General features: G+C 62.6%; 13 protein-coding genes. 7 read left to right on the top strand and 6 right to left on the bottom strand.

What is annotated here, in order from left to right:
* Positions 1–9: 9 nt before the first annotated feature.
* On the bottom strand, positions 10–243 hold the full coding sequence (locus C8C92_RS04215) for a hypothetical protein (RefSeq protein ID WP_099760814.1): 234 nt from the start codon (positions 241–243) through the stop codon (positions 10–12).
* A 116-nt stretch (positions 244–359) separates the two neighbouring features.
* The gene (locus C8C92_RS04210) at positions 360–1,466 is read right to left on the bottom strand and encodes an S-(hydroxymethyl)glutathione dehydrogenase/class III alcohol dehydrogenase (protein ID WP_099760815.1); all 1,107 of its coding nucleotides are present in this window, start codon (positions 1,464–1,466) and stop codon (positions 360–362) included.
* 207 nt (positions 1,467–1,673) lie between these two features.
* Here C8C92_RS04210 and C8C92_RS04205 point away from each other — a divergent pair, with 207 nt between their 5' ends.
* The 3 genes from C8C92_RS04205 to C8C92_RS04195 all read left to right on the top strand — a co-directional run bounded on the left by C8C92_RS04205 (position 1,674) and on the right by C8C92_RS04195 (position 4,557).
* A complete protein-coding gene (locus tag C8C92_RS04205) occupies positions 1,674–3,122 on the top strand; it encodes a PQQ-dependent sugar dehydrogenase (protein ID WP_116743094.1) in 1,449 nt (482 codons plus the stop codon).
* A 146-nt stretch (positions 3,123–3,268) separates the two neighbouring features.
* On the top strand, positions 3,269–3,712 hold the full coding sequence (locus C8C92_RS04200; RefSeq protein ID WP_099760817.1) for a thioesterase family protein: 444 nt from the start codon (positions 3,269–3,271) through the stop codon (positions 3,710–3,712).
* Between the two features lie 59 nt (positions 3,713–3,771).
* Positions 3,772–4,557 (top strand): transporter substrate-binding domain-containing protein, encoded by a 786-nt coding sequence (locus C8C92_RS04195; RefSeq protein ID WP_099760818.1) that lies wholly within the window; start codon positions 3,772–3,774, stop codon positions 4,555–4,557.
* Between the two features lies 1 nt (position 4,558).
* Here the strand turns inward: C8C92_RS04195 and C8C92_RS27695 are convergent, their stop codons facing one another.
* From C8C92_RS27695 to C8C92_RS04185, 3 genes are all read right to left on the bottom strand, one after another.
* A complete protein-coding gene (locus C8C92_RS27695; protein ID WP_243420107.1) occupies positions 4,559–4,720 on the bottom strand; it encodes a DUF3016 domain-containing protein in 162 nt (53 codons plus the stop codon).
* Positions 4,654–4,950, bottom strand: coding sequence for a hypothetical protein (locus C8C92_RS04190; RefSeq protein ID WP_243420447.1), 297 nt, complete (start codon positions 4,948–4,950; stop codon positions 4,654–4,656). Before C8C92_RS04190 ends, C8C92_RS27695 begins: the two co-directional genes overlap by 67 nt.
* A 161-nt stretch (positions 4,951–5,111) precedes the next feature.
* On the bottom strand, positions 5,112–5,615 hold the full coding sequence (locus C8C92_RS04185) for a DUF3016 domain-containing protein (RefSeq protein ID WP_099760819.1): 504 nt from the start codon (positions 5,613–5,615) through the stop codon (positions 5,112–5,114).
* A 433-nt stretch (positions 5,616–6,048) separates the two neighbouring features.
* Here C8C92_RS04185 and C8C92_RS04180 point away from each other — a divergent pair, with 433 nt between their 5' ends.
* The gene (locus tag C8C92_RS04180) at positions 6,049–7,560 is read left to right on the top strand and encodes a DUF3369 domain-containing protein (protein WP_099760820.1); all 1,512 of its coding nucleotides are present in this window, start codon (positions 6,049–6,051) and stop codon (positions 7,558–7,560) included.
* 234 nt (positions 7,561–7,794) lie between these two features.
* Here C8C92_RS04180 and C8C92_RS04175 read toward each other — a convergent pair whose 3' ends face one another.
* On the bottom strand, positions 7,795–9,741 hold the full coding sequence (locus tag C8C92_RS04175; RefSeq protein ID WP_099760821.1) for a GAF domain-containing sensor histidine kinase: 1,947 nt from the start codon (positions 9,739–9,741) through the stop codon (positions 7,795–7,797).
* A gap of 185 nt (positions 9,742–9,926) precedes the next feature.
* Between C8C92_RS04175 and C8C92_RS04170 the strand changes: the two genes are divergently transcribed.
* The 3 genes from C8C92_RS04170 to C8C92_RS04160 all read left to right on the top strand — a co-directional run bounded on the left by C8C92_RS04170 (position 9,927) and on the right by C8C92_RS04160 (position 13,223).
* Positions 9,927–11,474, top strand: coding sequence for a C13 family peptidase (locus C8C92_RS04170; protein WP_116743093.1), 1,548 nt, complete (start codon positions 9,927–9,929; stop codon positions 11,472–11,474).
* A 42-nt stretch (positions 11,475–11,516) separates the two neighbouring features.
* A complete protein-coding gene (gene czcI, locus C8C92_RS04165) occupies positions 11,517–11,879 on the top strand; it encodes a cation efflux protein, CzcI family (RefSeq protein ID WP_116743092.1) in 363 nt (120 codons plus the stop codon).
* 105 nt (positions 11,880–11,984) lie between these two features.
* Positions 11,985–13,223 carry a TolC family protein gene (locus tag C8C92_RS04160; protein WP_133250693.1) on the top strand — a complete coding sequence of 413 codons (1,239 nt, stop codon included), beginning with the start codon at positions 11,985–11,987 and terminating at the stop codon, positions 13,221–13,223.
* Positions 13,224–13,236: the final 13 nt, after the last annotated feature.

The raw sequence follows: 13,236 nt of genomic DNA, 5'->3' as shown, positions 1-13,236 counted from the left end.
CAGGGGATATCAGCGCGACTTGTTGCTGCGCACGTGGCGCGTGGCCAACTGCTGGCGGTGCCAGGCCAGCGGCGTAAACATCAGCGCGCACAGCAGATAGGTGGCCAGCAGCGCCAGCCAGATGGCGGGCGTGGCGAGGATGGCGGCATTGCCCCACCACAAGGCCAGCAGGGAGGACAGGGCCGCGCCGAAGAAGACGGGCAACATGCGGCGCAACGTGGCGAGGTAGGCAGTGGCAAACATGAGCGGCTCCCAAAGCAAGGCGGATGTCTTCACACTAGCAGGCGCAGGCGGCGAAGTACAGCCTGTCGCCCTGCCCCGTCCGTCAAGTGTGGCGCAATGAGTACAGTCAGATAAAATTAATACAACACGACGGAACGGATCGACTCGCCGCTCTTCATCAGGTCGAAGCCTTCATTGATGCGTTCGAGCGGCAAGCGGTGCGTGATCAGGTCGTCGATGTTGAGCTTGCCTTCCATATACCAGTCGACGATCTTCGGCACGTCCGTGCGCCCGCGCGCGCCGCCGAAGGCCGAACCGCGCCATTCGCGCCCCGTCACCAGCTGGAATGGCCGCGTGGAAATTTCCTGGCCGGCTGCCGCCACGCCGATGATGAACGATTTGCCCCAGCCCTTGTGCGTACACTCGAGCGCCTGGCGCATCAAGTTGGTGTTGCCCACGCATTCAAACGAATAATCGGCGCCGCCGTCCGTCAGTTGCACGATGGCATCGACGACGTTGTCCACGTCATTCGGGTTAATAAAATGCGTCATACCGAACTTGCGCGCGATGGCTTGTCGGGCCGGATTGATATCGATGCCGATGATTTTGTCGGCGCCGACCATCTTGGCTGCCTGGATCACGTTCAGGCCGATGCCACCCAGGCCGAACACGGCCACGTTGGCGCCCGCCTCGACCTTGGCGGAGAACAAGACGGCGCCCACGCCCGTCGTCACGCCGCAACCGATGTAGCACACCTTGTCGAACGGCGCGTCTTCGCGGATCTTGGCGAGAGCGATTTCCGGCACGACGATATAGTTCGAAAAAGTGGAGGTACCCATGTAGTGGAACAGCGGCTGGCCATTCAGCGAAAAGCGGCTGGTGGCGTCCGGCATCAGGCCACGGCCCTGCGTGGAGCGGATGGCCTGGCACAAATTCGTCTTTTGCGACAGGCAGAACTTGCACTGGCGGCATTCCGGCGTGTACAGGGGAATGACGTGGTCATCTTTTTTCAGGGTCGTCACGCCCGGGCCCACGTCGACGACGACGCCGGCGCCTTCATGGCCGAGGATGGCGGGGAAGATGCCTTCCGGATCGGCGCCCGACAAGGTGTAGTAATCGGTATGGCAAATGCCCGTGGCTTTCAGCTCGACCAGCACTTCGCCGGCGCGCGGGCCGGCCAGGTCGACTTCTTCGATGGTCAACGGGGCGCCCGCCTTCCAGGCAATCGCGGCTTTGGTTTTCATGGGATGGTTTCCTGCTCGGTTTCAGATGCGCCATTATCGGGCGCTGGCGGACGTGGCGGGGCAAGGGGCCCCGCGCTTGTCTGAAAACGCGGCGCATTTGTCCGCTGCCGCCGCACGTTTGCGCCAGCTCAAACTTCCCAACACAAAGACGCGCATTCTTGGCACATCCTTTGAGCAGTCGTTGCGTCATTCCCGCAGGAGACTGACATGCGCCATTTCCTTTCCCGCCTCCCCGGCTCCTGGCTGGCCCTGCTGCTGGTATGCTGCCTGGCCCTGCTGGCTGCCTGTGGCGGCGGCCACGATCACCACCCGCCCGGCGCCACCACGGGTGACCTGACAATCAGCATCGGCGGCTTGCCGGCCGGCGTAGCGGGCGCTGTCACGCTCACAGGGCCTGCGTCCTACAGCAAGACGCTGACGGCCAGCACCACCTTGACGAACCTGGCGCCCGGCGCCTACACACTCAGCGCCGCCAGCGTGGCGCAAGGCACGCAAACGCTGGCGCCCACGCCCGTCACACAGCAGGTGCAAGTCACTGCGGGGGCGACGGCCAGCGCCGGCGTCAGCTATGCGGCCACGGCACCGCTGGCACTGGCCCTGCAAGAGGTGGCCAGCGGACTGGACGCGCCCATCTTCCTCACGGCGCCGCCCGGCGACAGCCGCCTCTTCATTCTCGAACGGCCCGGCCGCATCCGCGTGCTGCAGAACGGCAACCTGCTGACCACGCCCTTCCTCGATATCAGCCAGCTCACCACCACCAGCGGCGAGCGGGGCTTGCTGTCGCTGGCCTTCCATCCGCAGTACGCCAGCAACGGCTATTTCTTTATCTATTACACCAACCTGGCCGGCGACATCGTCATCGAGCGGCGGCAAGTGTCGGCGGGCAACGCCAACGTGGCCGATTCCCTGTCTGCCCTGACCATCCTCACGATTCCCCACCCCACGTTCAACAACCACTATGGCGGCTTGCTCAGCTTTGGCCCGGATGGCTATCTGACCGCAGGCACGGGCGACGGCGGCAGCGCGGGCGACCCGGCCGGCAATGCGCAAAACACAAATGTGCTGCTCGGAAAACTGCTGCGCCTGGACGTCAACGCCAGCAGGGTAGCCCAGCCATACGCCATTCCACCCGGCAACCCCTTTGCCACGGCGGGCGGGCGCGCCGAAATCTGGGCGTATGGCTTGCGCAACCCGTGGCGCTACGCCTTCGACGTGCCGGCCCAACTGCTGTATATCGCCGACGTGGGCCAGGCCAATTGGGAAGAGGTCGATGTGCGTCCCGTGGGCCAGGCGGGCAACAACTATGGCTGGAACATCATGGAAGGATTGCATTGCTACAACAGCGCCAGTTGCAACCAGGCGGGGCTGGTCCTGCCCGCCATCACGTACAGCAACGATACGGCCAACGGCTGCTCCATCACGGGCGGCTATGTGTATCGGGGCACGGCCCTGCCGGAACTGGCGGGGCAGTACCTGTATTCGGACTACTGCAGCGGCTGGCTGAAAAGCTTCAGCTACAGTAATGGCATGGCCTCCGCCGTGACGGACTGGGGCATCACCAATGTGGGCAATATCCTGTCGTTTGGCCAGGATGCGCAAAACGAGCTATACATGCTGAGCGGCACTGGCAAGGTGTACCAGATCGTCCGTAAATAAACGTACATAAATAAGCGCACGCAAATAAGCGTGTGCAGACGGACATGGTGGCGCACGCGGCAGAGGGCGTTTTTCGACGGGGCACGGGGAACCGGCTAGAATGGGTTTTTCCCGTCGCGCCCCGCGCACCAGCCCAAGAGAACACCATGGCCCGTTTGAAACTTGAATTTCCCGAAGACCAGTACTGCTATTCCTCGCAACTGACGGTACGCACCACGGACATCAATGCCGGCAACCATCTCGGCAACGATTCCATGATTTCCATGATTTCCGAGGCGCGCGCCCGCTTCCTGTTTGAATTCGGCGTGCGCGACATTGAAGCGGATGGCACCGGCATCATCGTCACCGACCTGGCCACCACCTACCGTGCCGAAGCTCATGCGCGCGACCAGTTGCTGTTCGAAGTGGGCGTCATGGATTTCAATAAATATGGCGGCGACATCACCTTCCGCATCACGCGTCCGCGCGACAACACCCTGATCGCGATGGCCAAGTCCGGCTTTGTGTTTTTCAACTACAAACGCAGCCAGGTCGTGCCCATGGCGGAAGAGTTCGGCAGCAAGTTCCCGCAGGTGAACTGGATCGATTAACGGCAGCGCCTTGCCACCGTGCTGTATGCTTGCCAGGAAGACATTGAAACTGGAGCGACATGCAAGCAGCGATAACGGCAAGACTGTGCCTGGCCCTGGCGTTGTCGGGCGTGTGGCAAAGCGCCCTGGCCGCGCCGCAAACCGTCATCCTGTATGGCGACGACGACTATGCGCCGTACAGCTATGTGGAAAACGGCGTCTTCAAGGGCATGTACGTCGATATGCTGCGCGCAGCCGCCACAAGCATGCCGGAGTATCGGCTGGACCTGCAGCCGCGCCCCTGGAAACGGGGACTCGCCGCGCTGGAAAAAGGCCAGGTATTCGGTCTGTTCCCGCCCGGGCGCAAGACAGAGCGGCCGTACGTGCAACCGTATTCGGCCATGCTGTACCGCGAATCGGTGGTGCTGTTTTGCCATGACGCCGTCATGCGCAAGCCGCGCACGCACTTCCCGACCGACTTCGCCGGCCTGACCATCGGCGTCAACACGGGTTTTTTGCTGTCGGAAAAATTGATGGCGCCGGCCCGCCAGGGATTGCTGCATCTGGCAGCGGCCAAGGGCAACGATGCCAATCTGAAGAAACTGGCCCTGCGGCGCATCGATTGCTACGCCAGCGACCGCGGCGCGGCCCGCCACACGGCACGCCAGCTGCAAGGAGAACTAAGCAGCTACGGCTTTCAATTGCACGAAGTGCTGGAATTGTCGTCCGAAGCCACGTATATCGCCTACAGCGCACGCAATACGCCCGTCTACAAGGCCGATTTCATCGAGAAGATGAATGCGGCCTTGCTTGCCATGCGGCAGAGCGGCCAGCAGGCACGCATCGAAGAGGCTTACCTGCGCTGAATTACCGGCGCTGCACTTCGCGCGGCTGCAAGCTCATGACGGGACTGCTGCGGCCCTGGAGCTTGACGCCGAAGGTATTCTTGAACCAGTCGTCGATCATGCGCTTTTCATAGCGCAAGGCATCGTTGCGGGAATAACGATTGATATGCTGCAAATAGGACATGTCCGACAGATAAGCGTTGCCGCTGGCAATGACTTTGCCATGCTGCTCGAGCGCCAGGTGAAGTGATTCCCCAGGCCCGCCAGCACCTGTTCCCGGTCGCGCGAGCTGAACGGAACATCGGAATAGTCATCGGGTTTGTCGAACGTCACCTGCACGCCCGCCCAGGCGCTGCTGCCGGCGGCCAGCGCCAATGCGGCCAGCCATGTTTTCGCCATCGTGGAAATACGCATGTGCATTCCTTTCAGAAAAGTCACGGGCAGGCAGATGCCGCCATGCCGCATCTGCCTGCCCCGTTTGACTATAGCCTGAAGTGAAAATTTCCGTGGCGCAATACGTTTCGCGCGGCGGCACGCGCAGCGGCATGCCGCCTGACGGGCTGCCCCCCCCTCTCTTACTTGCGCGCCTGGCGCTTCACCTTGATGCCAAAAGTATCGGCATACCAGTCATCGATCATCAACTTTTCATAGCGCAACTTTTCATTGCTGAAATAGTGATTGATGCGGTTCAGGTACGACATGTCGGACAGGGCGGCATCGCCACTGCGAATCACCTTGCCATCCTGCTCCAGCACATAGTGCAGGCGCATGCGCGGCCAGTCGACCTGGCCATTCATGACGCGGATATCCTGCCCCGCACGCAGGGAAGGATTTTCACGTCCCGCCAGGTCCACATCCGTGACGTCGATTTTCAAGGTCTGCCCGGGCGGCAGCGATGCGCCCAGTTTCTCGAAATGCCGGCTCAGTTCCTTCAATACCTCATCGCGTTCCTGCGGGTTGAACGCGACATCCGTGTATTGATCCGGTTTGCTGAACTGCACTTCCGTTCCGGCCCAGGCCGCGCTGCTGGCCAGCAAGGCCAGGCCGGCGACCAGGGCGCGCGTCGTTTGCTTTTGCATGATGTACCCTTTCAGGAGATGTGTGTGGCATGCTGCCACTTCTTATACCTGTTCAATATAGCGCGCTACGGCCCATTCTGACGCGCAATTCATACCTTGTTACTTTTCTGATTTCGCGCCAGAAAGGCGAGACGCCGTTTTTTTTGCAGATTCATTGGCAATATTAATTAAAACAAAGTATTGTCTTGAAAATATAGTTGCCTAAGCGATAAAGCATAGATAGTGTCAGCAGCCTGGATTTAAAGTGTTTTTTTAGCACGTGTGTTGCATGTTGTTAGTCAATTTTTCTTGCATATTGTTAATATTTAGCTGTCAGTCTACAATCGACAAAATGCGCCCGAAAAATGCGCAACGCCGGTAATGGCGCACAGGAATTCCTGGCGCAGGCGTCTCAACATTGCGTCAGTTATGCCTTTTAGCGGAACTCGCCCTCATGTCATTTTTGTCTTCAGCATCGCCCAAGTTACCCCCCTGGAAAGTCCTGCTCGTCGATGATGAACCCGACATCCACGACATCACCAAACTGACGCTGAGCCGTTTCCGCCTGGAAGGCCGTGCCCTGAGCTTCGTGCACGCCTACAGCGGCGCCGAAGCCAAGCAGGTGCTGGCGCGCGAAGAAGGCATCGCGCTGGTCTTCCTGGACGTGGTGATGGAACGCGAAGACAGCGGCCTGGAAGTGGCGCGCTGGATGCGCGAAGACCTGGGCAACCAGTTTACGCGCATCGTGCTGCGCACCGGGCAGCCGGGACAGGCGCCGGAGGAGCGGGTGATCGTCAACTACGACATCAACGACTACAAGGAAAAGACGGAACTGGACCGCACCAAGCTGTTCACCACCACCTTTGCCGCCCTGCGCGCCTACCGCGACATCATGAAGGTCGAGGAAGCACGGCTGAGCCAGCTGCACTACCGCGAAGGCCTGGAAAGAGTCATCGCCGCCTCGGCGCATATCTTCAAGCAGCGCAACCTGCGCGACTTCGCCAGCGGCCTGCTGCAGCAAGTCGTCGCCCTGCTGCGCCTGGAAACGAGCATGCTGCTGCGCCTGCGCGGTGCCAGCGCCATCTCGGGCGAGCAGGACTATGAAATCCTCGCGCAGATCGGCGACCATGAAGCCGATGACGGCATCCTCAGCCCTTCCCTGCTGTCACAACTGGACGACGCCAAGAGCAACAAGATCTCGCGCCTGCACGGCGACACCTATGTCGGCTATTTTCCCAACAGCAGCGGCAAGGCGTCCTTGCTGGTCTTGAAGGGCGTGGAAGAAATTTCCGACCTCGACGCGCAATTGCTGGAAGTGTTCTGCTCGGGCGTGGCGATTGCCTTCGACAACATCCTGCTGACGCAGGAAATCACCGATACCCAGGCCGAACTGATCCTGCGCCTGGGCGACGTGGTCGAATCGCGCTCGCACGAAGGCGGCAACCACGTGCGCCGCATGGCCGAAGTGTGCCAGCTGCTGGCGCAAGCCTCTGGCATGTCGGAAGAGGAAACCATGGTGCTGCGCCACGCGGCGCCCATGCATGACATCGGCAAGATTTCCACACCCGACGCGGTGCTGCTGAAACCGGGCAAGCTCGACGCGGCCGAATGGGAAATCATGAAGCAGCATCCGACGGTAGGCATGTCCATCCTCGACGGTTCGCAGCGCCCGCTCTTGAAAGCAGCCGCCGTGATCGCCCACCAGCACCATGAAAAATACGACGGCAGCGGCTACCCGCAAGGTCTGGTCGGTGAAAACATCCACAAATACGCGCGCATCGCCGCCGTCGCCGACGTCTTCGACGCCCTCATGCACAAGCGCTGCTACAAGGACGCCTGGCCGTTGGAACGTGTAGTGAGCTACCTGCGCGAAGTGAGCGGCAGCCACCTCGATCCGCAGTATGTGGAGTTGCTGATTGCGAACCTCGATGCAGCGCTGGCGTTGAATCAGCGTTTCCCGGATTAGCATGCGTACGTCAGATTACGCGGCTGCGCCGCTAATCTGACCTACGCGATACACACACCGGCAAAACACGCTTCGGCCCAGGTCTCCAATACGGGCATTCCGGGCCAAGCGGACCTGAAAAATGTCGAGGGCAAGGCGCGGCGACGCAGGCGTAGGTCGGATTAGGCCGCAGGCCGTAATCCGACACCACCACCGGCCACGCCAACAATGTTGTCGGATTACGCGGCTACGCCGCTAATCCGACCTACGTGGCTCCAGCGGGAAGCGTATCTTGTAATGCAATCCCATCCCTGGCGCGCTAACCACCTTCACCGTGCCGCCCAGCGGCCCCGTCACCAGGTTGTACAGGATATGCGCACCGAGGCCGCTGCCGCCCGAGCCGCGCTTGGTGGTGAAGAAGGGGTCAAACAGCTGGCCCAGGGTGGCGCTGTCCATGCCCATGCCATCGTCGCTGTAGTCGAGTTCCAGCATCTCGCCGGCCGTCCTGGCACTGATTTTGATCTTGCCCGGCTCGCCTTCGACAAAGCCGTGCACCAGTGAATTGACCACCATGTTCGTGACGATCTGCGAGACGGCGCCCGGGTAGCTGCGCAGCTGCACCTCGGGCGCGCAATCGATCTCCACCCTGACGGGCTTGCCTTTCAGCTTGGGCTGCAAGGAAAGCAATATTTCATCGAGGTATTTGCGCAAGTGAAAGCTGCGCAATTCGTCCGAGGACTGGTCCACGGCCACCTGCTTGAAGCTGCGCACCAGCGCCGCGGCGCGCTGCGTATTCGTCGTCATGATGCGCAGGGTCTGGTCGATGATGTCGAAGAATTGCCGCAGGCCGTCTTCATCGAGCTGGCCGCCGTCCATGTCTTCGCGCGTGAGTTTCAATTCCTGCACCAGGTGGCTGGTAGCTGTGACACAAATACCCAGCGGCGTATTGATTTCATGCGCCACGCCCGCCACCAGGCGCCCCAGCGATGCCAGTTTTTCCTGGCGCACCAGCTCCGACTGCGCTTCCTGCAAGGCGCTCAGGGCGCTGTTCAGGGCCGCGTTCTGCTCTTCCAGCGCTTCCTTGGCCTGGCGCATGGCGCTGTCGGCCTGGATGCGGGCTATCGCCACGGCCACATGGCTGGCCATGAAGGCCAGCACGTCCAGTTCCGCCTGGCCATACACGACGGATTCGTCGTAGCTTTGCACGATGATCACGCCATATTTGCGCTCGCCCAGCAGCATGGGCGCGCCCATCCAGCTGGCGATGCCGACATTGCCCAGCGGCTCGTCCATCTCGCCGCTGGCCACCAGCGCCGCATAGCTGCTGGCATCGAGCAAACACGCTTGCCGGCGCGCCAGCACGTACGAACTCATGCCGATGCCGTAATGGAAGCGTTTCACGGGCGCCTGCGCATCCTTTTCATCGACGAAATAAGGGATCGTGATGTCCTTGTTGTCGGGATGGTACAGGGCGATCAGGAAATTCTTCGCCGTCACCAGCTCGCTGATGATGGCGTGCAGGCGCGCATACAGGGTCGTCGCGTCGGCCGCCTGCGCCGACAGGTTGGCGATTTCATACAGCGCATGCTGCAGGTTTTCCGCGCGCCGGCGCTCGGCCACCTCGTGCGCCAGCAGGGCCGTGCGCTCCTGTACCGCCTTTTCCAGCCGGTCCATGCTTTGCATGCCTTGCAGGGCGCTCGACACGTGCGTGGCGATCAGCGCGAACAGGGCCTGGTCTTCCAGGCTGAAGTGGTGCTGTGCGTCGTAGCTCTGGATGACGATGGCGCCCAGCACCTGATGCTGCTGGTCCAGCAGCGGGCAGCCAATCCAGTGCTCGGCCGCCGTGCCGCCGCCCCAGGCGCCGCCACCGATGGCGCGCATGGCGTCGTCGTCGGCCGTCATCACCAGTTGCTTGCGGTTGACGATGACCCAGGCCGTGGGCGACTGCGCGGCGCTGGCCAGGCGCACGCCCTCGTCCGGGTCGGGCGCGGCGTCGAATTCATCGACAAAATAGGGAAAGCGCACCAGGCCGTCGTCGTGGTCGCTGAGGGCCACATAAAAGTTCGCCGCATACATGATGCGGCCCAGCGCCGCATGCACCGCCTGCAGGAATTCGCTGATATCGCTGCAGGTGCTCGAGCGCTGCCCGATTTCCAGCAACACGGTTTGAACGGCTTCCAGGCGACTGAGACGGCTTTCCATGGGTAACTGTGTGCCTTGTGTAAGTATATGTTCTGAAAATTAATATTATCAGTTCAGCCCAGCCTTGGCACGGCATAAAACGCACAATCTTGCCTTGAGGCAGCGCAACACACGCCACGCCGGCATTTGCCACCTTGGCGATACAGTGGCAGACTAGGCCCCTTCCTACAGACCAGACCGTCCTCATGACCGCCACGCTACGCGCCTCGCTTCGCCCCTATACCCTCGCCGGCCTGCTGCTCTTTGCCGCGCTGGGCATGCCGCCGCTGTGCGCCGCGCCCGCCAAGGCGCCGGCGGCGGAGACGGCCGATGGCGGACGCTATTTCGGTCCCCTCGTCGCAGGCAAGATGCATGGCCAGGGCCGGCTCGAGTACGCAAGCGGCGCGTTCTACGAAGGAGGTTTTGCGCGCGGCGTGTTTTCCGGCCTAGGCAAGCTGCGCCAGGCGTCCGGCGTCGAGTACACGGGCGCCTTCCGCCAGGGCGCCTTCGACGGCATCGGCCGCTACACCTCGCCCAAGGGCGAGATTTATGCGGGCAGCTTCATCAAGGGCAGCTTCGAGGGGCAAGGCCGCTTCCAGGGCGCCGATGGCGCCACCTTCGAAGGCCACTTCAAACACTGGCGCCCGCACGGCGCTGGCAAGCTGACCGACACGGACGGTACCGTCTTCGAAGGCGACTTCGTCCAGGGCCAGGTGCAGGGCAAGGCGAAAGTCAGCACCAGCGACGGCATCCACTATGAAGGCGAGCTGAAAGACTGGAAATTCGACGGCGAAGGCGTGCTGCGCACGGCCGACGGCGACGAATACCGGGGCGGCTTCAAGAATGGCCAGTTCGATGGCAAGGGCGTGCTGCGCTATGCCGTGGCGCAGGCCGACGGCCGGCGCGAAGACAGCGGCAACTGGACGGAAGGCCAACTGGACGACCCGGCCCTGGATAAGCTCACGCGCGACAATATCGAGCTGGCCCTGTATCACCAGCGCAGCCTGCTCGACGGCGCCCTGGCACGCATCGCGCCGCGCGATGCGGCGAAAAAAATCAATCTATACCTGCTGGGCGTGGCCGGCGATGGCGCGCAGGAAGTGTTTCACCGCGAAACGGCCTTCGTGCAGCGCCAGTTCGACCGCGATTACGGCACCGTGGGCCGTTCCCTGATGCTCGTCAACAGCCGCAACACGGTGGCGCAGCAGCCGATGGCCACGCGCACCAGCATCGCCGCCAGCCTCGACAGCCTGGGTGCGAAGATGGACAAGCAGAACGACATCCTGTTCCTGTTCCTCACCAGCCACGGTTCGCCCGAGCACGAACTGGCGCTGGCGCAAAATGGCATGGACCTGCACAGCCTGCCCGCGCAAGAGCTGGCGTCCATGCTCAAGCACAGCGGCATCCGCTGGAAAGTCATCGTGATCTCGGCCTGCTATGCGGGCGGCTTCATTGCGCCATTAAAAGATGACAACACCCTCATCATCACGGCCGCACGCAGCGACCGCACCTCGTTCGGCTGCGACGACCAGAACGATTTTACGTATTTCAGCGAAGCGTATTTCAAGGAAGCGCTGCCCAAGAGCGCCGGCTTTGCCGAAGCCTTTGACAAGGCCAAGGTGCTGGTGCAGGCGCGCGAGGCGGCCGACTTCCGCGAAGGCGGCATGGAAGCGGAAGAGCATTCCGAGCCGCAGCTATTCCAGGGCAAGGCCATCGCCGCACAGCTGAAGGCGTGGCGCGCCCAGCCGCGTTAAGCACGGCACGGCCACCCGCCTTTCTGTACAATAGCCGTCACCATGCGTAAATTCTTCCTCATTTTGCTGCTGTTCGTGCTTCCGCTCCAGATGTCCTGGGCCGCGGCGAGCGCGTATTGCCTGCACGAGGAAGGCAAGGCGGCGCAGCACCTGGGCCACCACAGCCACCAGCACAAGGCGGACGCGGACAAGAAACCCGTGACCGATAAAGCTGACAAGCAATCCAAAGGCCAGCCGCACAGCGACTGCAACGTCTGCCACGGCATCGGCCATGCGTGGCTGCCGGCCGGCTCCAGCCTGCCCACCGGCGACATGGCGTCCGTCAACGCGGACACCGCCCCCTTCTTTTACGCTTCCCACATCCCGGACGCTCCCAAGCGCCCTGACTGGTCGTCGGCCACCTAGGCCGACGGGACGTTTCAATCGCTTATCGCCATATGCGCGCCTGACTAACTCAGGCGCAAGCCTGCGCGTCCCGTCGAATTCTTTTTCCGAACCTTGGAGAATTCGATGCACCGATCCATCTATCTGTTATGTCTCTCCGCTGGCCTGCTGGCCGGCAACTTTGCCTACGCGCAATCTAGCGTGGAACCCGCCGCTCCCCTGACCTTGCCCGCCGCGCTGGCCTTGGCCGAAGGCGGCAACGCCACCCTGTCGGCCGCCCGCCATGAACTGGCGGCGCAAGGGGGCGCCCTGCAGCAGGCGCGCGCCCTGCCCAACCCGGAACTGCAAACCGTGCTGGAAGACACGCGGCGCGCCACGCGCAGCACCACCGTACAACTCAATCAGTTGATCGAACTGGGCGGCAAGCGGGGGGCGCGCGCCGCCGTCGCCCAGCGCGGCGAAGACCTGGCGCAAGCAAGCCTTTCCCTGCAGCAAGCCGACACGCGCGCCGCCGTCACGTCCGCCTTTGTCGACGTACTGGCGGCGCAGGAAGGCTTGCGCCTGGCCGACAGCGCGCAAGCCTTGGCCGCGCGCGCCAGCGACATCACGGCCCGTAGAGTGACGGCCGGCAAGGCCTCGCCCGTCGAGGAAACCCGCGCCAAGGTCGCCGAAGCGAGCGTGCGGCTGGAGCTGAACCTGGCCCGCAGCACCCTGGCCAGCGCGCGCAAGCGCCTGGCCGCCCTGTGGGGCAACACCACGCCACGCTTCAGCCTGGCGGAAGGTCGCCTGGAAACCTTGCCCGAGCTGCCCCCGGCCAGCGAACTGGCGGCGCGCCTGGCCCAGGCCCCCACCGTGCGCCAGGCGCACAGCGCGCTGGCGCAGCGGCAAGCCATGCTGGACGTGGAACAGCGGCGCGCCACGCCCGACGTCACGCTCAGCATCGGCATGAAGCGCTCGGAAGAGCTGGGCCGCAACCAGGCCATCATCGGCCTGGCCTTGCCGCTGCCTTTGTTCGACCGCAACGCGGGCAACAAACTCGATGCCTTGCGCCGCAGCGACAAGGCCAGCGACGAGCTGGCCGCCGCCCGCATCGATGTGCAAACGAAGGTCGCCGCCGCCAGCGAACGCCTGGCCACGGCCCGGCTCGACGTGGAAAGCTTGCGCCAGGACATCTTGCCTGGCGCCCAGAGCGCCTACGACGCGGCCAGCAAGGGCTTTGAGTTCGGCAAGTTCGCCTTCCTCGACGTGCTCGATGCCCAGCGCACCTTGCTGCAAGCCAAAAACCAATACCTGCGCGCGCTGACCGAAGCGCAGCACGCCGCCGCCGACATCGAGCGCCTGCTTGGCGCCCCCGCTCCCCTGTAAGGAAGACCCGACA

The sequence above is a fragment of the Janthinobacterium sp. 78 genome, from assembly GCF_003096775.1.
GTDB classification, from domain to species: domain Bacteria; phylum Pseudomonadota; class Gammaproteobacteria; order Burkholderiales; family Burkholderiaceae_D; genus Janthinobacterium; species Janthinobacterium tructae.
Note: the sequence above shows the minus strand (reverse complement) of the source record. Positions and strands in the feature narration are given on the sequence as shown.